At 52.8% G+C, this 19,611-nt stretch carries 19 protein-coding genes; 16 read left to right on the forward strand and 3 right to left on the reverse strand.

Features of this window, described 5'->3' with window-relative positions:
- Nucleotides 1-43 precede the first annotated feature (43 nt).
- The gene (locus tag JUB14_RS06910) at nucleotides 44-1,363 is read left to right on the forward strand and encodes a M20/M25/M40 family metallo-hydrolase (protein WP_207505133.1); all 1,320 of its coding nucleotides are present in this window, start codon (nucleotides 44-46) and stop codon (nucleotides 1,361-1,363) included.
- 101 nt (nucleotides 1,364-1,464) lie between these two features.
- On the opposite strand, the gene JUB14_RS06915 is transcribed toward JUB14_RS06910, so the two are convergent.
- Nucleotides 1,465-2,037, reverse strand: a complete 573-nt coding sequence (locus JUB14_RS06915) for a DUF2867 domain-containing protein (protein WP_207505134.1) — start codon at nucleotides 2,035-2,037, stop codon at nucleotides 1,465-1,467.
- Nucleotides 2,038-2,230: 193 nt separating this feature from the next.
- Between JUB14_RS06915 and JUB14_RS06920 the strand changes: the two genes are divergently transcribed.
- Complete coding sequence (locus tag JUB14_RS06920; RefSeq protein ID WP_207505135.1) at nucleotides 2,231-3,556, forward strand: cytochrome ubiquinol oxidase subunit I; 1,326 nt, start codon at nucleotides 2,231-2,233, stop codon at nucleotides 3,554-3,556.
- Between the two features lie 3 nt (nucleotides 3,557-3,559).
- Complete coding sequence (locus tag JUB14_RS06925; RefSeq protein WP_207505136.1) at nucleotides 3,560-4,576, forward strand: cytochrome d ubiquinol oxidase subunit II; 1,017 nt, start codon at nucleotides 3,560-3,562, stop codon at nucleotides 4,574-4,576.
- On the opposite strand, the gene JUB14_RS06930 is transcribed toward JUB14_RS06925, so the two are convergent.
- A complete protein-coding gene (locus JUB14_RS06930; RefSeq protein ID WP_229367571.1) occupies nucleotides 4,555-5,061 on the reverse strand; it encodes a GNAT family N-acetyltransferase in 507 nt (168 codons plus the stop codon). The genes JUB14_RS06925 and JUB14_RS06930 overlap by 22 nt on opposite strands.
- Before the next feature lie 197 nt (nucleotides 5,062-5,258).
- Between JUB14_RS06930 and JUB14_RS06935 the strand changes: the two genes are divergently transcribed.
- From JUB14_RS06935 to pgl, 13 genes are all read left to right on the forward strand, one after another.
- A complete protein-coding gene (locus tag JUB14_RS06935; RefSeq protein WP_207505137.1) occupies nucleotides 5,259-6,086 on the forward strand; it encodes a helix-turn-helix domain-containing protein in 828 nt (275 codons plus the stop codon).
- A gap of 77 nt (nucleotides 6,087-6,163) precedes the next feature.
- Nucleotides 6,164-6,754, forward strand: a complete 591-nt coding sequence (locus JUB14_RS06940; RefSeq protein WP_207505138.1) for an NAD(P)H-dependent oxidoreductase — start codon at nucleotides 6,164-6,166, stop codon at nucleotides 6,752-6,754.
- 107 nt (nucleotides 6,755-6,861) lie between these two features.
- Nucleotides 6,862-7,176, forward strand: a complete 315-nt coding sequence (locus JUB14_RS06945; protein ID WP_207505139.1) for a putative quinol monooxygenase — start codon at nucleotides 6,862-6,864, stop codon at nucleotides 7,174-7,176.
- 169 nt (nucleotides 7,177-7,345) lie between these two features.
- Nucleotides 7,346-7,912 (forward strand): outer membrane protein, encoded by a 567-nt coding sequence (locus tag JUB14_RS06950; RefSeq protein ID WP_207505140.1) that lies wholly within the window; start codon nucleotides 7,346-7,348, stop codon nucleotides 7,910-7,912.
- A gap of 148 nt (nucleotides 7,913-8,060) precedes the next feature.
- Nucleotides 8,061-10,439: a TonB-dependent receptor gene (locus JUB14_RS06955; RefSeq protein ID WP_207505141.1), complete on the forward strand. Its 2,379-nt coding sequence runs from the start codon at nucleotides 8,061-8,063 to the stop codon at nucleotides 10,437-10,439.
- Entirely contained in the window at nucleotides 10,427-11,323 is an 897-nt protein-coding gene (locus JUB14_RS06960; protein ID WP_207505142.1) for a DUF4249 domain-containing protein, read from the forward strand. Before JUB14_RS06955 ends, JUB14_RS06960 begins: the two co-directional genes overlap by 13 nt.
- A 52-nt stretch (nucleotides 11,324-11,375) precedes the next feature.
- Complete coding sequence (locus JUB14_RS06965; RefSeq protein WP_207505143.1) at nucleotides 11,376-11,912, forward strand: outer membrane beta-barrel protein; 537 nt, start codon at nucleotides 11,376-11,378, stop codon at nucleotides 11,910-11,912.
- Nucleotides 11,913-11,934: 22 nt separating this feature from the next.
- Nucleotides 11,935-12,270 (forward strand): hypothetical protein, encoded by a 336-nt coding sequence (locus JUB14_RS06970; RefSeq protein ID WP_207505144.1) that lies wholly within the window; start codon nucleotides 11,935-11,937, stop codon nucleotides 12,268-12,270.
- Complete coding sequence (locus tag JUB14_RS06975; protein ID WP_207505145.1) at nucleotides 12,267-12,929, forward strand: ATP-binding cassette domain-containing protein; 663 nt, start codon at nucleotides 12,267-12,269, stop codon at nucleotides 12,927-12,929. The genes JUB14_RS06970 and JUB14_RS06975 overlap by 4 nt, the downstream gene beginning before the upstream one ends.
- A 199-nt stretch (nucleotides 12,930-13,128) precedes the next feature.
- The gene (locus JUB14_RS06980) at nucleotides 13,129-13,812 is read left to right on the forward strand and encodes a DUF2306 domain-containing protein (RefSeq protein ID WP_207505146.1); all 684 of its coding nucleotides are present in this window, start codon (nucleotides 13,129-13,131) and stop codon (nucleotides 13,810-13,812) included.
- A 474-nt stretch (nucleotides 13,813-14,286) separates the two neighbouring features.
- Nucleotides 14,287-15,702 (forward strand): NADP-dependent phosphogluconate dehydrogenase, encoded by a 1,416-nt coding sequence (gene gnd / locus JUB14_RS06985; protein ID WP_207505147.1) that lies wholly within the window; start codon nucleotides 14,287-14,289, stop codon nucleotides 15,700-15,702.
- A 64-nt stretch (nucleotides 15,703-15,766) separates the two neighbouring features.
- Nucleotides 15,767-17,275, forward strand: a complete 1,509-nt coding sequence (zwf, locus tag JUB14_RS06990) for a glucose-6-phosphate dehydrogenase (RefSeq protein ID WP_207505148.1) — start codon at nucleotides 15,767-15,769, stop codon at nucleotides 17,273-17,275.
- An 11-nt stretch (nucleotides 17,276-17,286) separates the two neighbouring features.
- Nucleotides 17,287-18,018, forward strand: a complete 732-nt coding sequence (pgl, locus tag JUB14_RS06995) for a 6-phosphogluconolactonase (RefSeq protein ID WP_207505149.1) — start codon at nucleotides 17,287-17,289, stop codon at nucleotides 18,016-18,018.
- A 78-nt stretch (nucleotides 18,019-18,096) separates the two neighbouring features.
- Here pgl and JUB14_RS07000 read toward each other — a convergent pair whose 3' ends face one another.
- Nucleotides 18,097-19,596, reverse strand: coding sequence for a hypothetical protein (locus JUB14_RS07000; RefSeq protein ID WP_207505150.1), 1,500 nt, complete (start codon nucleotides 19,594-19,596; stop codon nucleotides 18,097-18,099).
- Nucleotides 19,597-19,611: the final 15 nt, after the last annotated feature.

Genomic DNA, 19,611 nt, shown 5'->3' on the forward strand with positions numbered 1-19,611 from the left:
CTGCCTATCTTGACCAGATAAAACAAACGGAATACAGACCTAAATGAATCAACTTGTACGTATAGGCGCCATGGGTGTACTCATGGCCGGAACCATTTCCATCCAAAGCATAGCACAAGGTACCGCCTCCACCAAAGAAGCACCCGTACAGGCCGACAAGCGGTACACGCAGGAGATACAGACCCTGGCGAAGCAGCCCAGGGTGCAGAAGGCTTTCCAGCTATTCAAAGAGCTGGACCCGTGGACGATGCAGAACCTGATTACCCTGACCGAAATACCCGCGCCGCCCTTTAAGGAAGAGGTGCGCGGACGGAAGTATGCCGAGATGCTGCGCACCGCCGGGGCTGACTCGGTATGGACGGATGAGGTGGGTAACGTGATAGCGAAGCGCCGGGGCAAAACCGGCAAAAAGACCGTAGTACTGGAGGCGCACCTGGATACGGTATTCCCGGAGGAGACGGACGTAAAGGTAAAGCAGCGTGGCGATACGCTACGGGCTCCCGGCATCGGCGACGACACACAGGGGCTGGCGATGGTACTGACGGTACTGGAAGCCATGGAGCGCACCGGCATCGAGACGGACGCCGATGTACTCTTCATCGGTACCGTGGGGGAGGAAGGCCTGGGCGATCTGCGGGGCGTGAAGAAACTATTTGATACGCCGGGACTAAAAATAGACTCCTACATCGCCATTGACGGATTGGGTGCCAGTAGCATTACCCACCGTGGCCTCGGCTCGCACCGTTACACGATTATCTTCAAGGGGCCGGGCGGACACTCGTCGGGAGCCTTCGGGATGGTGAATCCGCACGGGGCATTGGGACGGGCCATCTACTACTTCACGCAGGAGGCTGATAAGTTCACCCGCCAGGGTGTACGTACTACCTACAACGTGGGTATGGTAGGCGGAGGTACGTCGGTCAATGCCATTCCGTTTGAATCGTGGATGCAGGTGGATATGCGTTCGGAGAGTCCGGAGCAGCTGGCAGGTATTGACAAGCTCCTGCAGGATGCGGTGCAGCGGGCCGTGCGCGAAGAGAACCAGATGAAGCGCCTGGGCGCCGACCTGACCGTAGAGGTAAAAATGGTGGGCGACCGTCCTTCCGGTAGTCTGGATCAGAACCATCCGCTGGTGCAACGGGCCATTGCGGCTACGCGCCAGGTGGAAGAGGAGCCGGCCCTACGGGTGGGCTCGACCAATGCCAATATTCCTTTTGCCAAAGGCGTACCTGGTATTACCATCGGGGCGGGAGGCAAGGGAGGCGGAGCGCACGCTCTGGACGAGTGGTTTATCAATGACCGGGCCTACCTGGCCATGCAACGGACGTTACTGATCCTGCTGGCGGAGGCGGGGCTGCGGTAGAGAGAATGGCTGATATAAACTTTGGGAGCGCAGGGTCTGTAGGGGCTCTGCGCTTTTTGCTGTTGGCATGGTACTAATTCTGGAGCCGTTCTTCTTTCCGTCTAGTTCGGATAGGTGGTTTCAGCGTTCGTGGGAGCAGGCTTTTCCAGTTCCCATATGATCTCTTTCAGCATGGCAGGTACTATCTGCTTATGCAGGGGACGGACCGGTAAGAAGTACAGCCTTCCCAGGCTGTTATTGAATTTTACGGTGGTTGAGATAGTCAGTGTCTTCACTCCTTCGGTACCTGGAGTCTGGTCCAGGAACAGGGAGATCCGGAAATCCAGATGCTTGTCGTCTTCCCCCAGAATAACCTCCCTCTCGGAAGTATCAAATACGGTGAAAAGTCCCAGCCGTTCGCCTTTCTGGCAGGTGAAGCGGTTGAGCAGTTCCTGCCGGTTTGTGGAGCGTTCCGGTGTTTTCAGTCCAACCAGAGAAACTAGCTTGTTGCGCAGGACAAACAGCGCGCCCACCCACTTGGGACTACTGGTAAAGAAGGCTTTTCCTACGTGGGAGGGCTGGATGCGGTTTTCGTGGTCGGTGATGAGGCCCTGAAAGCTGTCTATATAATCGTAGGTAGGCAGATGTTGTTGCAACAATGAGCCCGCCGGGAGAGTTGCTTTGCTGATTTTCATAGTGAAGGGCTCCTGGTGGTTGTATAACCAAATATACGGAGAACCTGCGTGTTTCCGACCAGAAGAAAGCAGTTTCTGATCAGGCAGATTTATATAGATAGCCATTCATCCGGAACAGGTTGGAGAAATAAGCTGGCAGCCTTAACTTCAAAGCGGAAACAACTACTTTCCTAGTTTTAAAACCCCACAACCCATGGATGATTTACTGGCAGCCCGGCTTCAGATGGCAACATCGCTTGGCTTTCATATTGTGTTTGCCTGTATAGGTATGACCATGCCAATCCTGATGGCGTTTAGTGAATGGAGGTGGCTACGTACCAATGAACCCGTGTATATGGATCTGGCCAAGGCCTGGTCCAAAGGCGTTGCTCTCTTTTTTGCGGTTGGTGCCGTATCAGGTACGGTACTTTCTTTTGAGTTGGGCCTACTCTTTCCGGGCTTTATGCGGCACGCGGGGCCTATCATCGGGATGCCTTTTTCGTGGGAGGGAACGGCCTTCTTCGTGGAGGCCATCGCACTTGGTATCTTCCTCTACGGCTGGAATCGCCTCAACCGCTGGGTACATTGGCTATCGGGTGTGGTAGTGGGTATATCAGGGGTACTATCGGGGATATTTGTTGTATCCGCCAACTCCTGGATGAACAGTCCCCGCGGATTTACCTGGCAGAATGGTGAGGCTACCAATATTGACCCCGTAGCGGCTATGTTCAACGAAGCCTGGTTTTCGCAGGCCCTGCACATGACGCTGGCGGCCTTTGTGGCTACCGCCTTTGCCGTAGCCGGTGTACATGCCTTCCTGCTGCTCAAGAATCCTAAGAATATTTTCCACCGAAAGGCCGTGAAGATCGCCCTTTCCTTCGGCGCCATTACGGCGTTTCTGCAACCCCTTAGTGGTGACTATGCGGCCAAAGACGTAGCGGACCGGCAACCGGCCAAGCTAGCCGCGCTGGAAGGACTATACAAAACCAGCAAGCCAGCCGACCTGATCATCGGCGGTATTCCTAATGATCAGGAAGAGCGGGTAGACTACGCCATCCATATTCCCGGAGCCCTCAGCTTTCTGGCGCACGGTGATTTTGACGCGGAAGTGATCGGGCTGGACCAGTTTCCGAAAGACGAGCGCCCCCCCGTCCTGATCACCCACGTAGCCTTTCAGATTATGGTGGGTATCGGGATGCTGCTGGCCCTGGGCGGCCTGTTGTTCCTGCTGTTTAGCTGGCGTTGGCAACACCTGCTGTCCAACAAGTGGTGGCTCTGGTTCATTGTACTCTTGACGCCGCTGGGCTTTATCGCGGTGGAGGCCGGCTGGACCGTAACCGAAGTAGGTCGACAGCCCTGGATCATTTATGGAGTGATGCGAACCAAAGATGCCGTGTCGACCATGCCGGGGCTGCAGTACTCGTTTTACCTCATTAGTACGGTGTACCTGTTGCTGACGGGGCTGCTGGTGTGGATGATGCGGCGACAGATCGAAACTCTGGAAGAATTTTATCCTTCGTCCCGAACCTCCAAACCCTAACCTATGCTACAGATTATCATCCTTATACTTGGTGTGGCCTTTGTCCTGTATACCATCCTGGGCGGGGCCGATTTTGGGGCCGGTATCGTTGAGACTTTTGCGGGCCGCAAAGGGGAGAAGATCATCTCCAAAGCCCTGGCACCCGTGTGGGAGGCCAACCACGTATGGCTCATCCTGGCCATTGTGATCCTGTTCACGGCTTTTCCGCTGGTGTATTCGACCATTAGCGTGGTACTGCACATTCCGCTCATGATCGTGCTGATCGGGATCGTACTGCGGGGCTCGTTCTTTACCTTTCGCCACTACGACATCGGACACAGCGGTACCCATAAGTACTATACAGCCGTCTTCAAAGTATCGAGCTTTATCACCCCCGTGTTTTTGGGCGTGACGCTCGGGGCTATGATCCTGGGAAGGGTAGACCTGTCGGACACCAGCGAAAGCTTTTATGAGCAATTTGTGGCTCCCTGGTTCAACTGGTTCTGCTTTGCCATGGGGCTGTTTTCGGCCCTGTTGTTTGGGTACATCGCCTCCATATTTCTCATTGGCGAAACCCTGACCCCGATCGAGCGATTCCGGTACGTGCGGCTATCCAGGGTTTTTATGCTGCTCACCTTTGTGGCGAGTGCGCTGGTGTTTGTGGCCGCGGAGTGGGACGGTCTGCATCTGTTCAATGACTTCTTTAACTCCACCGCCAGCATTGTGGCTTTTGCCATCGTACTCCTGCTGGTACCGGCTATATTCTACCTGTTCAATCACCCCAATATCCTGTTTCTGCGCCTGGCTATTGGTCTGCAGGTGGCGATGGTCATTGTGGGCTGGTTTGCCATACAGTACCCCGTGCTGGTGGTGGAAAAGAGTGGAGAGCACCTGACTTTCTACAACACCCAGGCGCCCCCGGCTACCCAGTACCAGTTGCTGATCGCCCTGTTTGTGGGCTTGCTATTTGTGATTCCGGCCTTTTTCTTTCTGTTTCGCGTATTCAAGCCCGGCGATGATCAGAAACCGGTCAATCCCTGAAGGGAGTAGATGGGGAGGCCCTTGGTATATACCCATTCAAGGACCTCTCCATCCTCCTCGTCCTGAACAGTTCGCACTTGCTCAAATCCGTTCTTTCTCAATACCCCTGCCGAGGCATAGTTGTCAGGTAAGGTACGGGCGGTGATTCGGACCGAGGGATCAGTCTGTACCGCCAGTTGTACCAATTGCCGACATATCTCGGTACCATAGCCCTGTCCCTGAAAGGCCGGGAAGATGCCATAGTCAATCTCAATGGTACCATCTTTAGGAGGACCTTTGTAACCTCCTGATCCCACCAGCTTATCCCCTACCTGCGCGTAGTAGCCTATCCAGGGTGGCTCATAGCCCACCCGCTCGAAGTAGTCAATCGATATCTGGAGGGTAGGTTGGCAATCAGGATGATCCCTATATTCCGGGTTCTCGTCCAGGGTTCTTCCGATGGGGAGTAACAGCAAAGGTAGTATCGTACTGGAAGTGCTGTTCATGACGGCGAAAGGTTGTGGAGTAGTACCTTAAATATAGGTTAATTAGGGCGCATTGTCAATAAGGACAGGTTGCATTTGCTTTCTTCTATTCAGGAGCAAAAGCTGTTGTATTCCAACTATATTTGGTTTGGTTTATGGAGTAGGGGAAATACTTTTGGAGGAACAGATTACTGGTACACAGCATTACAGTCAGCAACATGCAAGCAGAAGGGCAAGAATACAGCAGCGAGCGTATACCGGTACCCCCCGAATTCAGGGAGGTCTTTACGCATTTTTATGTAGCCCAAAACTTGACCTCTCAGCCCGTACAGAAAACCCTGCTCCCTTCGTTTCAGACGATACTGCTGTTTAGTTTTGGGGCAAAACTTTCTTTTACTTCTCCCTCAGGTACTACAGTGGTGGTAGAGAAGTGCCTGTTGCTCTGGCCGGTCAAGCAAGCCATTGCGTATACCTTACCACCGGGAATCGAACTACTGGCGGCCAACTTCAAAGCCGATGCATTCTATCGGTTTTTCGGACAGGCCATGGTGTCAGATGCGCTACCGGTCCATCCTGATGAGCTACTCCATGAAAACTGCTTCACCAACCTCTGGCACCTGCTGAATGACCTACAAACACCGGCCGGGCGCATCGGGTACCTGCTGGACTTTTGCCGGCCCTACCTGAAGGATCGGGATCAGGCTCTGGTGTCACTGGCGGATTTTTCGTCGGATAGTAGATTAAATCCGGTCAAAGTAGTGGCTCAGCAGACCAACCAGCACGAACGAACCATTCAACTCAAACACAAGAAGTACCTGGGGTACAGTGCCAAGGAAATAAGCCGGTACCAGCGTTTTCTGAGAGTGGTGGAGATGCTGGAAACAAAGGTGTCCGAAACCGAAAAGTTCGACTGGCAGGATATCCTTAGTCAGGGCGGCTACTACGACCAAAGCCAGCTTATCCACGACTTCCAGCATTATGTGGGGCTGTCTCCCACGCATTTTCTACGCTTCCAGCAGGATATCTGCATAGCCCGACCGGACTAGTCGGGTTTCGTTTTCTTACAATTCTGGCCGGTTTGGTACCGCTACTTTTGCTCTATCTTAATTATAAAGCAGAAGCTATGAAACATCTTATCATTTATGCACACCCCAACGAGCAGAGTCTGAACAGTTACTTTAAGCAGCAGGTCGTACAGGCCCTGCGGCAGGACGGCCACGAGGTACAGGTACGTGACCTATACCAGCAGGGCTTTGATCCGGTACTATCCATGCAGGATGTACTTGGGCAGATGCAGGGAACCGTGGAGGATAAAGTCAGACAGGAGCAGGACCTGATCCGGTGGGCCGATACACTCACATTTATCTACCCCATCTGGTGGACCGGGATGCCCGCCATTATGAAGGGCTACATTGACCGGGTAATGAGTTACGGCTTTGCCTATCGATACGATCAGGGCGTACAAAAGGGGCTGCTGACCGGAAAGTCCGCTGTTATTATCAATACCCACGGGAAGTCCAGTCAGGAGTATGCTGCAGTCGGCATGGATAAAGCCCTTTCGCTGACATCGGACCGGGGCATCTATACCTACTGTGGATTAGATGTGAAGAAGCATTTCTTCTTTGGTAAAGCCGACCGCGCTACTCCGGAAACAGTGGCGGATTGGACAAGAGAAGTTCTGGAGGTGTACAGTCAATCCGAAGCGGTGGTATAAAGGGGGAGGTGGGGGTACTTTCGTGACTCCCGCCTTTTTTAGTATATTTCAAAACTGGCCTTCGGGTCATGAAAGTACCTGTATCTAACTAACAACCCATAGAACACATGAACAACAAATACGGACTCCACGGAAAATTAAAGGCATTTGCCGGTAAAGGCGATAATCTGGCTTCCATTCTGCTCGAAGCTGCCAACCTGGTGTCAACGGCCCAAGGATGCCACCTGTACCTCGTCAGCCGCGACCCGCAGGATGCCGATGCGGTGTGGGTGACGGAAGTGTGGGACAGTAAGGAAGACCACGATAACTCCCTGAAAGTAGAAGGCGTACGGGAGCTCATTGGAAGGGCCATGCCCATTCTGGACACTATGCCCGAGAAAGGCCAGGAACTGGAAGTACTGGGTGGAGCGGGCTTAAAGTAGGGGAGGTGTGGCTGAATAAGTTGTATTATGTGGGTGAGCGGTTACTTAGGGTGACCGTAAAATAAGTTTAACATTAATTAACGAGTTGAGGTGGTGTAGGTTTGCATTTTCTTCGTTGCCTTTGCAGTATAATCTACTGTCCACTCAATAACCGTTCACTCACTTTACCATGAAAAAGTCACTCTATTTCCTGGGACTGCTGTCCCTGCTCTCGTTCTCTGCCCTGGCCCAAACCGAACAAGGTACCTGGCTGGTGGGACTCGCGGGTAATGGCTCCATCAACCGCGTACAAAATGCCCGTAACACCAATGTGCTATTCATGCCCCACGTAGCCTACTTCGTAAGCCGGAACGTAGCTCTGGGTGGGCAACTGTCGGTAGACCATACCCGCAGAACTTTTGACACCAACCTTATCAGTTCGTCTACAGCTACCGGAGCCAACGCGCTGGCCCGCTTCTACATTGGGGACAGGAAGCTACGGCCCTATGTCAACGTTATGGCTGGCTATGCCTGGCACAGAGCCAAAGGGTTGGATGGTATCACGGGAGAGCCAATGCGTTTCAGAGGGGATCAGAGATGGAATACTTCTGTGGGGGCAGGCGTAGCGTACTTTGTGGCTCCTAAAGTGGCTCTGGAAGCGGATGTAAACTACCGGTATTTCTGGCGAGGGGACTTTGACACCCGAAAGAATGCGGGTACTACCTTTCGGCTGGGGCTCTCGCTATATCTGAAGTAAAGGCCTGAAAGGATAATTTATTAGTCTGATTAGGGCCGTTGAGTAAATGGGAGTGCTTTCAGGGAGGCCTGATCAGGAGAATGTATTAGTTTGCGACCACCGGGTACTACACTTGCCCTGTATCCACAACCTACACACCCTACTTCCTGTGAAGAATACCTTTCTTCTATTCCTGTTTGTAGTAGCCTTTCCCGGCTATGCTCAAAAAACGATGAGTGGTTATGTACTTGATGCGGCTACCGAAGAGGCCATAGCCGGAGCCGTTGTCTATAATCCGAGTCAGAAGGCCGGAGTGGTTACCAACCGCTCCGGCTTCTTTAGTATTCAGGTATCTCGGGTACCTGCTACTCTTATCGTTTCTTATTTAGGATATGCCTCCGATACGCTGCGTAGTACTTCGACAAGGGATACCTCTGTGGTGGTTCGGCTCACGCAGGTGGCCAAAGAGCTCAAGGAGGTGGCTGTACGGGGGCAGATACCGCTGGCCGAACGGAAGCTGGGACTAGTGAGCCTGCCCATCCAGCAGCTCAAAGTGGTACCTACCTTACTGGGTGAGGCTGATGTACTCAAAGCCATTGCTCTGACGCCCGGCATCAGCTCCACCGTCGAAGGTACCGCCGGGGTGACCGTTCGCGGAGGTACACCCGACCAGAACCTGATCCTGCTCGATGACGCGGTGGTGTACAACGTATCGCACCTGTTTGGCTTTGTCTCGCTTTTTCATCCCGATGCCTTACAGAAAGTAGATGTCTATAAAGGGGGCTTCCCGGCCCGCTACGGCGGCAGGCTCTCCTCCGTCATTGACCTGACCATGCGCGAAGGCAATTACCGGGAGCGCCAGAGCCAGCTCAGCGTGGGGCTCATAGGTTCGCAGTTCCTGTGGGAGGGGCCACTGTCCCGGAAAAATACCGACTCCGAAGAAGCCAGTCGCACTTCATTAATGGTGGCGGCGCGAAGTTCGTACCTGAGTCTGATCCTGCTGCCTGTGTACGCGGCCTACAAGTGGGGTAGCCTGCGGAGCTACTCTAACTACTGGTTTTACGACCTGAACGGCAAGATCAACCACCGCTTCCGCAATGGTGGGCAGCTATCGTGGAGTATTTACAATGGCTACGACTTCTGGAACTCGCAGGAAAAGGCGTCAGCCGCCAGCCAGCGCAGCCGTCTGGGGCTGGACTGGGGGAACACGACCTCCACACTCCTGTACAAAAAAGCCCTGGGAGCGAAGTGGTTCAGTACCAGTTCGCTTACCTATACCCGCTACCACTACCAGGTCTCCTTCGACTCGTACGCCGAAGGAAGCCGCCAACCAAGTACCTACTACAGCAATAACTCTGGCCTGCAGGACTGGAGCCTGCGGACCCGCTGGGAGTACTACGCTTCGCCCGGCCTGACCGTCAGGACCGGAGTGGAAGCCATCGGGCACCTGTATCGCACCGCCCGTATCAAAACAAACTACCTGGCGCAGGAGGCTCCTGTGGCAGGAGCTCCTCTGACACCCGAAACAGCGCTGTATCTGGAAGCAGAAGTACGGCCCCGGTCGTGGCTGAAACTAAATGCTGGTGCCCGATGGGCAACCTTTTTCCCCGCCCGCGCTACCTATACTTTTCTGGAACCCCGCGCCAGCCTCTCACTGATCCTGCCGGAAGACTACGCTTTTAAGCTGGGCTACACCCGGATGAACCAGTTTACGCATCTGCTGACGAGCAACGGCCTGGCCGGAGCCGTGAATGATGTGTGGGTACCTTCTACGGCTACGCTCCCTCCGCAGAACGCCGATCAGTGGAGCGGGGGTGTGACTAAAGAGATCTCCACCCTGAACCTGGAACTGACCGTAGAGGGGTACTACAAGCGCCTGCGCAACCTGATCGACTACCAGACGGGCCAGTCGCTGATGAACGTAACGGATGGGAACTGGGAGCGGGTCGTGACCCGGAACGGCATCGGGGAGGTGTACGGCTATGAGCTCTTTGTGCACCGCCGGGCGGGCAAGTGGAGCGGCTGGCTGGGCTATACCCTGAGCTGGAACCGGAGGAGGTTTGAGTCCATCAACCGGGGCAGCTGGTACCCGGGTCCCTACGACCGCCGGCACTACATCAATCTGGTGGTCAACCACGAAGCTACCAGGGGAGGAGGTTTCTCGGCCTCCTGGCAGTACCACTCGGGGCAGCCTATTACCATGCCTACGGCTGTTATTCCCAATCTGGAACAGCCCAATAATACTCCTCAGGAAATCATCGGTGACCGCAACAATGCCCGCATGCCTGCTTTCCACCGGCTGGATGTTAGCTACCGCTTAGCACGCTCCACGCGCCGGGCAAAAGAAAAAACTTTGACGCTGGGGGTAATCAACTTATATGCGCATACAAATCCGTTTGTTTTGGCTTACCGCCGAGGCTACCAGCAGGAGCGTCCATCGGGTACACCTCCTACAATTCTTCCACCCATAGAGGGAATCAATTACCGTATACGTCAGATATCAGCCATACCATTTTTACCTTTTGTCAGCTTGTCATGGAAGTACTAAGAATACCGCTGCGGCTTACGACCTGTTTTCTGGCTGGACTCTGCTTCATGCTGATGGGTGGATGTACTAAGGAGATCAGCCTGGATATTCCCTACGAGGGGGATAAGCTGGTCTTGTTTGGTGTACTGACACCTGGGGAGGTAGTAAGTATTAGAATAGGGCAGAGCGTGCCGCCGGTAGGTGAGCATCGCTTTGTGGAAGTCAGCAAGGCGGTAGTAGTCTTGTGGGAGAATGAAGTGGCAGTAGACACCCTGGCTTACGCAGGTACCCATACCTACCAGTCGAAGAAGGAGTACCGGCCACGGATAGGGAAGAGCTATCGGATTACAGCAAGTCTGGATGCACTCCCACTACTCAGCACAGAACCAGTACTCATTGAAGCGGCTCCCACTCTTATAGGGGCTGGACTGGTAGCTTCGGAGAATGAAAACCAACGGATACTTACTGCGGAATTTGAAAATGCTCTTCCTGGAGAGCAGTACTACGAGCTAAGGGTTGAAGGTGTTTCGGGGGGACAAGCCCTCATGGTATCGCCCGAAAATCTCAACCGGCCCATGGGCAGCTCGGTACCCTGCGAGTATATGCGAAGCGAGGACCAGTACCTGTACGAAGGCCATTGCCTGGGCAACAGAACTATTACCCAGCGGCTACTGGTACCCAATCAGGGATATAACTCAGCTACTATCAAGCAGGAACCTGTCGATCAGCTTCGCCTTCGGCTACGCCATGTGAGCAAGAGCTACTACCGCTACTATACCCATATAGAGATAGGGGAGGTTGAACGGGTATTCCAGGAGCCGCAAAACCGCTACTCCAATGTCATGGGCGGCTACGGCATCCTGATGAGCTATACCGAAATCAGCAAGACTATATCTTATAATTAGTAATTACTATCCATCTATTTTTAATATGAAAAAGTTACTCTGTTTAGCTTGATTGCTTTCACTCTTATCAGTATCTTCTTTTGCTCAAACTGAAAAAGGTACCTGGCTGGTGGGCGTATCAGGAAACGGTTCATTTAAAAGTAGTGATCTGCGAAAAGACTCACGGCTACAAGTTTCACCCCTGGTGGGCTATTTTATTAGTAAAAATCTAGCAATAGGTAGTCAACTTATCTTGAATCATAGCACTAAATCATTGTCTGGTAATACTATATATGAGGAAAGAGGTAGGAGTATACACGGGTTGGTTCGCTATTATATTGGGGACTGGAAAGTTAAACCCTACCTAAATCTTATGGCTGGATATAATAGGGATATAGTTTTTGAATCTAGTGGTTTTGGCTTTTTAGTATTGACTGATTTCAATAAGGGAATGAATGCTTCATTGGGGGTTGGCTTGGCTTACTTTATGTCGCCTAAAGTAGCATTAGAAGCAGAAGCCAATTACCAAAAATACTTTTATGATGATTTGGATGATAGTAAAATTAGTGCTGTAAAACTTCGGATGGGAATATCGGTGTATTTCAAATAAGCATCATAAGCTAGTAGGACTGATGAAGCAGCGCTTACAACTACTTATAATCTTCTATAAGTCATTCTGGATCTATACGGTGGCTATCTCCGTGGGGGCGTGGTATGCTTTAGAGGCGCCCCTGTACGCTGATTTTCTTCGTATTCTGCCTGCTTTCATCCTGATCAAGCTGGTGACCCACGCCCTGGTGCTGTACCTCAACCATACGCTGTATGCCGGGCAACTGTTCTTTTATACCAATCTGGGTATATCAGCCATGCGGTTGTATGTAGCAGCACTGGGGCTGGACCTTCTTCTGTTCCTGCTCTTTATGGGGCTGGTACACCTTATTCTACACTCCATCAACTGGCTCCTATGACGACGCAGGTACTGGAAGCTGACAGCATGTGGCTCGAATACAGCGGGATTAAGATCCTGCAGAACATTTACATCAAGGTGCAGACGGGGCAGGTTGTGGGGCTGCTGGGGCGCAACGGCACCGGCAAGTCCAGCCTGCTCAGGATGATCTTTGGTACCCTGCGCGGACAGAACCAGTCAGTGCGGGTAGATAAGCAGTACATGGAGTATCCCTACCAGCAGAAGGGGCTCCTGCGCTACCTGCCCCAGCACCACTTTATACCACCCCATCTATCCCTTAGGCAGGTGTGTGACCTGTACGGGGTATCCTTTGAGGAGATGTGTCTCTATTTTCCTAAGTTAAAGGTTTCGGAGCGGGAGAAGATTGGTAATCTGTCCGGCGGAGGTGCCCGGCTGGTCGAGACGCTCCTGATCCTGCTGTCGCCGGTCTCGTTTGTCCTGCTCGACGAGCCGTTTACGCACCTGGCTCCCGTCACCGTAGATCTGCTGAAAGAGGTAATCCAGGAGCAGAAAAAACAGAAGGGTATTGTGGTTTCGGATCATGCCTATTCCCACGTGCTGGACCTGAGCGATGAGGTGTATCTTATCGTACCCGTGGGTCGGAGTATTCTGCTGAAGGATGCCCGGGAGGAGCTTACCCTGTATGGCTATACCGCGTGAGTCAGCTAGTGGTCCGGGTGTAATATCCCACATCTGTAACAGCCAAAGAGCTTTGTCAATTAGCCCCAGGGCTTGTTAATCAGCCTCTTTTGTTTCCATTCGTCCCAAAGCCTTGCTGTTCGTCCCTCTAATTTGCAAAGGGCTGTCGGTCCATAGCACTTTTGTTGCAGCACAAATCAAGCATCAAAAATGTATCGCTATGGCAACTATCCTAACCACCCTACTGATCATTCACATCGTGTCGGGCTTCCTGGCTCTGATCACCGGCTTTCTGTCTATGCTTAACCGCAAAGGAGGCAAGCGGCACCGGCTCACGGGCAAGCTGTTCTTCGCCGGAATGACCGGTGTATTCGTTACTTCGACCGCCATCGCATTGGCTAAGGATAATCCGTTCCTGCTGATGGTAGGTTTCTTTAGCTACTACCTGGCCTGCTCGGGCTACCGGGCCCTGTACCTCAAGAAACTGCATCTAAAGCAAAAGCCCCGGTGGATCGACTGGCTCATCAGTGGCTCCGGTGTTGTGTTCGGAATAGGTCTGATGGTATTTAGTATTGACTGGTTCGTCAACCGAGGCGGGTGGGGTACCGTGCCTCTAACCTTCGGGACCTTCTGTCTGCTGAACGCTATCGTAGACATCCGCAGCTTCTTTGTTGCTCCCAAAGACAAGCAGCACTGGCTGGTAACGCATGGCTCCCGCATGGGCGGCTCCTTCGCGGCCACGGTTACGGCCTTTATCGTCGTCAATTTTAGTATCGGCAGCTTTACGTGGGTACTCTGGGTACTACCGGGCGTCCTGATCGGGATCTGGATACAGAGAGTCATCAAGCCTTACAAAGCCAGAGCCGCCAGTAAAGTAGAGACGTCCTTAGTCGCGTCTGAGTAGAGTAATTCATTATAGCTACAAAGGGAGAGAACTGCCATGCCCGATCCGCTTCGACTTAATTGATTGCAGCCACTAATAAGACCCCGAAGTCAGCAATAAGTACTAGTTTATGGTCTTTTGCTGGTAGTGCAACTTTCTATAAAAATAAGGCAATGGCTTTGTGGGCCATTGCCTTATTGCGTACTAAGCCTCACAGATAGTAGAAAAACAAATCTCAAAGAGGTTTAAATGTATTATTTTGGTTAAGTGTTTGATATTTAATAGGTTGTGTTGAGTTCTAAGAATGAAAGTATTAATCCGATAATCTAAATGCCGCAGGATTGATAGAAAAAGGCTTAACAAGCAGTAGTTTAGTCGCGCAAAATACACGCAACGCACCTGCCGGATTGGGGCCAGGTGGACATCAACAGACAAACTGGTTTGTCTAATTCAATTTTAACTAAAAGGGTAATACATCTACTATAACCTCTTACTATGAACAATTTACAGTACGAGTTCGGAATGGTCGGTCTTGGGGTAATGGGCAGAAACCTGATGCTCAACATTGCTGATCATAATTTTTCGGTCATTGGTCTGGACCTGGACCCTCTTAAAGCCAAAGTTGTAGAGACTGAAGCCGGCGAAGGAAAACCTGTCCGTGGCACTACTTCCATTGAAGAGTTTGTGCAGTCGATCCGAAAGCCCCGCGCTATCATGCTGCTGGTACCCGCCGGTAATCCGGTAGATGCCGTAATCGCCAGCCTTGTGCCCCTGCTGGAGCCGGGCGATATCGTGATAGATGGTGGTAACTCGTACTTCCCGGATACTGAGCGCCGCGTGGTGACTCTGGAAGAAAAAGGCATCCATTTCTTCGGAATGGGTGTGTCAGGTGGTGAAAAAGGAGCCCGTTACGGCCCGAGCATGATGCCCGGTGGAAACCGTGATGCCTACGAACGCCTACGCCCGATATTTGAGGCCATTGCCGCCAAGGTAGATGGCGAACCCTGCGTAGCTTATCTGGGAAGTGGCTCGGCGGGTAACTACGTCAAGATGGTGCATAATGGTATCGAGTACGGGATCATGCAGCTCATCTCCGAAGCCTACGACCTGCTCAGACGCGGGGTAGGGCTCAACGATGACGAACTGCAGGCGGTGTTCCAGGAGTGGAATCAATCGGAGCTGCAGTCATTCCTGATCGAGATTACGGCTGAAATCCTCAAGAAAGTGGATCAGGATACCGGTAAACGTCTGGTAAGTGTGATCTCGGACCGGGCCCGCTCCAAAGGCACCGGCAAGTGGACGTCACAAAACGCCATGGACCTGCAGGTACCGGTACCTACCATTGATACGGCGGTACTCATGCGTGATATATCCAAGTATAAGGAAGAGCGGGTAGAAGCCTCTAAGCTACTCCCCAATAAGGCCCTTGAGGTAGCATTTGACGGAGATCGTCAGGAGCTGGTCAACCAGATGCGCAATGCCTTCTACTTCGCCATGATCTCTACCTACGCGCAGGGCCTCGCTCAGCTAACGGTGGCATCCGAAGCCTATAACTACGGATTGCGACTGAATGAGGTGGCCAAGATCTGGCGCGGGGGCTGTATCATCCGGGCGGTATGTCTGAATGATATCCGGGCGGCGTATGAGAAAAATCCTCAGCTGCCTAACCTGTTGCTGGACCCCAAGGTAGGTGGTGACCTGCTGGATCGTCAGCTGGCTATGCGGGCCATCCTGAAACTATCCATCGATAAGGGGATCGCCATGCCGGCCTTCATGTCGTCCCTGGCTTACTTTGATGCCTATCGTACCGAGGTATTACCTACCAACCTGATCCAGGCGCAGCGCGACTACTTCGGCGCGCATACCTACGAGCGGATAGATCGGGAGGGTATTTTCCATACTGAGTGGTAATCTATATTTTCTGAAGGAGAGCTCTTCCGGGAGCTTTCCTGGCTTATTATTTACTGTTTTGACTATGAATTCAATCAATAAAGCCGCCCCTACCATTGCTGTTATCTTTGGTGGAACCGGCGACCTGACCAAGCGTAAACTGGTTCCGGCCTTTTACAACCTGTTTCTGGATGGGTGGATGCCGGAGCACTTTGCCGTGATAGGCCTGGGGCGTACCGCAACGGATGATGTCAAATACCGGGAGCATCTGCGGGAGGGACTCAACGAGTTTTCGCGTAGCGGCAAACCCGAGGACGCCCCCTGGGAGAAGTTCCGCGACTCTATCTACTACCTGCAGTCCAACATCAACGATCCGGCTTCCTATGAGGAACTGGCCGATAAGATCCACGCGCTGGAAGAGTCCTGGGGAACGCGGGCCAACCGGTTGTTCTACCTGTCGGTAGCGCCTAACTTCATAGAACCCATCACGGTCAATCTGTCTAATGTGGGTATTGCTAGTGATGTGGAGCGTGACCGGATCGTGGTAGAGAAACCCTTCGGACATGATCTGGGGTCGGCCCGGCAGTTGAACCAGTTGCTGACCCGTACCTTCCAGGAGTCCCAGATCTACCGGATCGACCACTACCTGGGTAAGGAGACCGTGCAGAACATACTGGCCTTCCGCTTTGCCAATGCCTTATTTGAGCCCCTCTGGAACCGTAACTATATTGACTACGTCCAGATCACCGTGGCGGAAGAGGTAGGCGTGGAGGACCGGGGCGGTTACTACGAAGGCTCGGGTGCTCTCCGTGATATGATCCAGAACCACCTCCTGCAGCTACTTTGTATGGTGGCCATGGAGCCACCGGTCACGTTCGAGGCTGAAGAAATACGCAATCGGAAGGTTGACGTTCTGGAGGCTATTCGTCGGTTTTCGAGGGAAGATGTAGGCAAATATGCTGTACGTGGTCAATATGGTCCTGGCTGGATGAAGGGTAGCCAGGTACCTGGCTACCGCGAAGAAGAAGGGGTTGATCCCAAGTCCGGAACGGAGACGTACGCGGCTATCAAGTTCTTCCTGGACAACTGGCGCTGGCAGGGAGTACCGTTCTATCTGCGTACCGGTAAGCGGATGCAGGAGAAGAGCTCTTCCATTACCATTCAGTTCCAACCAGTGCCGCACCTGACGTTCCCGACGACGATGTCGGAGAATATTCTGCCCAACCGACTGGTCATCAATATTCAGCCTCAGATGGATATCCGTCTGCGTTTCATGGCTAAGAAAACCGGTCTTGAAATGGCATTGACACCGGCCGAAATGGTATTTGACTTTAACGGAGGTACCACCAAGTCACAGTCGCCTGAGGCGTACGAAACCCTCTTGCTGGATGCCATGCAGGGGGATGCAACCTTATTTATGCGTTCGGATCAGGTAGAGGTGGCTTGGGAGGTGATTACACCTATCCTGGAAACCTGGGAGTCGCGGCATTCACTGGAGTTCCCTAACTATGCCGCTGGTATGTGGGGACCGGAAAACGCCGAGGCTCTGATCGCCCGCGATGGTCACACCTGGACGGTTTCCTTATCCCATTAATAGAGATAGAGATGTTACAGATATTTGAAGATAAATCACAGCTTAGCCAGGCAGCCGCCCTGCTATTCGTACAAGCCGCCGAAAAGGCTGTAATCCAGAACGGACGCTTTACGGTGGCCCTAACGGGGGGATCGTCGCCGGTGCAGCTGTATAACATGCTGGCCGAATCGCCTTACCTGGAGCAGGTACCCTGGCAGAAAACCTATATTTTCTGGGGCGATGAGCGCTGGGTACCCCTGACGGATGATCGCAGCAACGCTAAGATGGCGCAGGAAACTTTTCTGAGTAAGGTACCTGTTCCTCAGGAGCAGATTTACCCCATGTGGGCGGATAACACGGAGCCGGAGGCTTTTGCCGATCAGTATGAGCAGCTTTTAAAGACGCATTTTGGTCAGGAGGCTCCGCAGTTTGACCTGATCCTGCTGGGCATGGGGGATGACGGACATACCGCTTCGCTATTCCCGGGTACGGAAGTGCTGCACGAGCCCTCGCGCTGGGTACAGGCTTACTACCTGGAGCCGCAGTCGATGTACCGCGTTACCCTCACGGCCCCGCTGATCAATCAGGCCAAAGCCATCTGCTTCCTGACATTTGGCAGTAACAAGGCCAAAGCCCTGTACGAAGTACTGGAAGGTGAGCGGAATCCGGAGCAGTATCCTTCCCAACTGATCCAGTCCCAGGATGGTGAAGTGATTTGGATGGTAGATGAAGCTGCAGCCGCTCAGTTGACCAATAAAGGATAACCAGAGTAAGCTCTGATAAACAAAAAAGGTGGAGATAGTCTACGCCTTTTTTGTTTATCAGAGCTGCATATATTTTAACTACTTCGGATTACTTACCCAAACACCCTTTTTACCCTGCCAGACAAATTTTTTGGGATTACCTGCTATTTCCTGCTCGGGGGCCTGCGCACGATGGGCGCGCCACATGGCCGTCACGAAGGGATCATAGGTGGTAGTCTCGGCTTTTGGACGAGGATAATTGCCCCGCGCACTGGCGTAGGGATCATCCTCCCGCATCCAGCGCTCAATGTAGTCAAAGTGGGCATCGTGGTTCCATAGTTTAATAGCCTTCATGTAGCGGGCGGCTAGGGCGGTGCCGGCCCAGGCGGAGGCATTGCAGCAGGTACGGTAGCTCTCTGATGTTTTGTCCCATTTCTCCCACTGGCTTGGATGCTTCTCTTCGTAAGGTTCGCGTTGGCCGTGGTGGGTGATCATCTGCCAGAGCACCGTCTGTCCAAACCAGCCTTTGCCGTAATAGGTCTGCGTATCTTCGTGGAATAGGGCCGTTTCGGGTAGTTGCGCCAGTTCCTGATTATCCAGCATAAGGCTGGCAAACAGGATGGGCCATTTACGACCGCTGGAATGCCCACCGCCTTCGTTCCAGTAGCCACCCACCATCGTCAGCCCGTACAGATCAATACCACGCTGGATCAATTCTATCGTGAGCTTTTCCTTCCGCTCCTGCGGTACATCCAGCATTACCATCAGGCTGGCTATGGATACCAGCCTGGCATACTCGCGTCCATAGGGAGGCTGATTTTCATTGGGTACCAGTTCCTGCTGTGACCAGCTCATAATATGATCAATCCAGGGGCGCTGAAAGTACCGCTCAAAAGCCTCCCACGAAGGCACCTCTCCCGCAGGCTGAAGCTTAGGCAGCAGGTTCCACCGGATGTCTTTGACCCGAAGAATGGGTTTGTCCGTACCGGCATAGGGCGGTCGAAACGCATCGGATGGCGGCTCCTCGTCCAGGCAGGTAAGTACCGCTGCCGCTTTCATTACGACCTGGCTCTGCTTTTCCGCATCCCACATCAGGTCCTTATTAAAATGGTCTACGGGAAGCGTGGTATTGCTGATCGATGAGATTAGGGAGCGGTTGGTTGCGAGGTCCAGCGGGAGGTTAATTACATCTTTTTTAGTAAATGAGCCACTACGGGAGTCGTAGCCCTGGGTATAGCCTGCTTTCAAAACGATCATGGAGCCGTTCCGCATGGTGGTGTCCTGCTTAAGACTGGTGTCGTTCCAGTGGTTTATCCTGATTGAGGAGCTATCAACTTTGGCCGGACCGGGAGCAGGAGTGATTTTTACGATTCGTACCGGACCTACTACCCACCAGTCGCCGGTTATGAACTGGCCGGTTCTGGCAGGTTTGTCAAACGTCCAGGTAACACCGTACTGGCTGACTTCCCGGCGAAGAGCAACCCCAATAGTCACGCTGGCGGAATCGTCCCCGGTGGTACTTACGGGTTTGGTACAGGCGAGGGAGATCAGTACTAAAAGTAGAGCGAGGCTGGTTAAACAGGAGGTAAGAGGTTTCATGCTTCGGGTTGGCTA

This window comes from Telluribacter humicola (assembly GCF_017355935.1).
In the GTDB taxonomy this organism is placed as follows: Bacteria; Bacteroidota; Bacteroidia; order Cytophagales; family Spirosomataceae; genus Telluribacter; species Telluribacter humicola.

What these genes read in the sequence shown, in the direction of transcription:
- JUB14_RS06940 (WP_207505138.1), top strand. Translation starts at nt 6,164, where the DNA reads ATGAAACATCTTATCATTTATGCACACCCCAACGAGCAGAGTCTGAAC.
- JUB14_RS06910 (WP_207505133.1), top strand. Translation starts at nt 44, where the DNA reads ATGAATCAACTTGTACGTATAGGCGCCATGGGTGTACTCATGGCCGGA.
- JUB14_RS06975 (WP_207505145.1), top strand. Translation starts at nt 12,267, where the DNA reads ATGACGACGCAGGTACTGGAAGCTGACAGCATGTGGCTCGAATACAGC.
- JUB14_RS06980 (WP_207505146.1), top strand. Translation starts at nt 13,129, where the DNA reads ATGGCAACTATCCTAACCACCCTACTGATCATTCACATCGTGTCGGGC.
- gnd (WP_207505147.1), top strand. Translation starts at nt 14,287, where the DNA reads ATGAACAATTTACAGTACGAGTTCGGAATGGTCGGTCTTGGGGTAATG.
- pgl (WP_207505149.1), top strand. Translation starts at nt 17,287, where the DNA reads ATGTTACAGATATTTGAAGATAAATCACAGCTTAGCCAGGCAGCCGCC.
- JUB14_RS06970 (WP_207505144.1), top strand. Translation starts at nt 11,935, where the DNA reads ATGAAGCAGCGCTTACAACTACTTATAATCTTCTATAAGTCATTCTGG.
- JUB14_RS06930 (WP_229367571.1), bottom strand. Translation starts at nt 5,061, where the DNA reads ATGAACAGCACTTCCAGTACGATACTACCTTTGCTGTTACTCCCCATC.
- JUB14_RS06915 (WP_207505134.1), bottom strand. Translation starts at nt 2,037, where the DNA reads ATGAAAATCAGCAAAGCAACTCTCCCGGCGGGCTCATTGTTGCAACAA.
- JUB14_RS06950 (WP_207505140.1), top strand. Translation starts at nt 7,346, where the DNA reads ATGAAAAAGTCACTCTATTTCCTGGGACTGCTGTCCCTGCTCTCGTTC.
- zwf (WP_207505148.1), top strand. Translation starts at nt 15,767, where the DNA reads ATGAATTCAATCAATAAAGCCGCCCCTACCATTGCTGTTATCTTTGGT.
- JUB14_RS07000 (WP_207505150.1), bottom strand. Translation starts at nt 19,596, where the DNA reads ATGAAACCTCTTACCTCCTGTTTAACCAGCCTCGCTCTACTTTTAGTA.
- JUB14_RS06960 (WP_207505142.1), top strand. Translation starts at nt 10,427, where the DNA reads ATGGAAGTACTAAGAATACCGCTGCGGCTTACGACCTGTTTTCTGGCT.
- JUB14_RS06935 (WP_207505137.1), top strand. Translation starts at nt 5,259, where the DNA reads ATGCAAGCAGAAGGGCAAGAATACAGCAGCGAGCGTATACCGGTACCC.
- JUB14_RS06920 (WP_207505135.1), top strand. Translation starts at nt 2,231, where the DNA reads ATGGATGATTTACTGGCAGCCCGGCTTCAGATGGCAACATCGCTTGGC.
- JUB14_RS06945 (WP_207505139.1), top strand. Translation starts at nt 6,862, where the DNA reads ATGAACAACAAATACGGACTCCACGGAAAATTAAAGGCATTTGCCGGT.
- JUB14_RS06925 (WP_207505136.1), top strand. Translation starts at nt 3,560, where the DNA reads ATGCTACAGATTATCATCCTTATACTTGGTGTGGCCTTTGTCCTGTAT.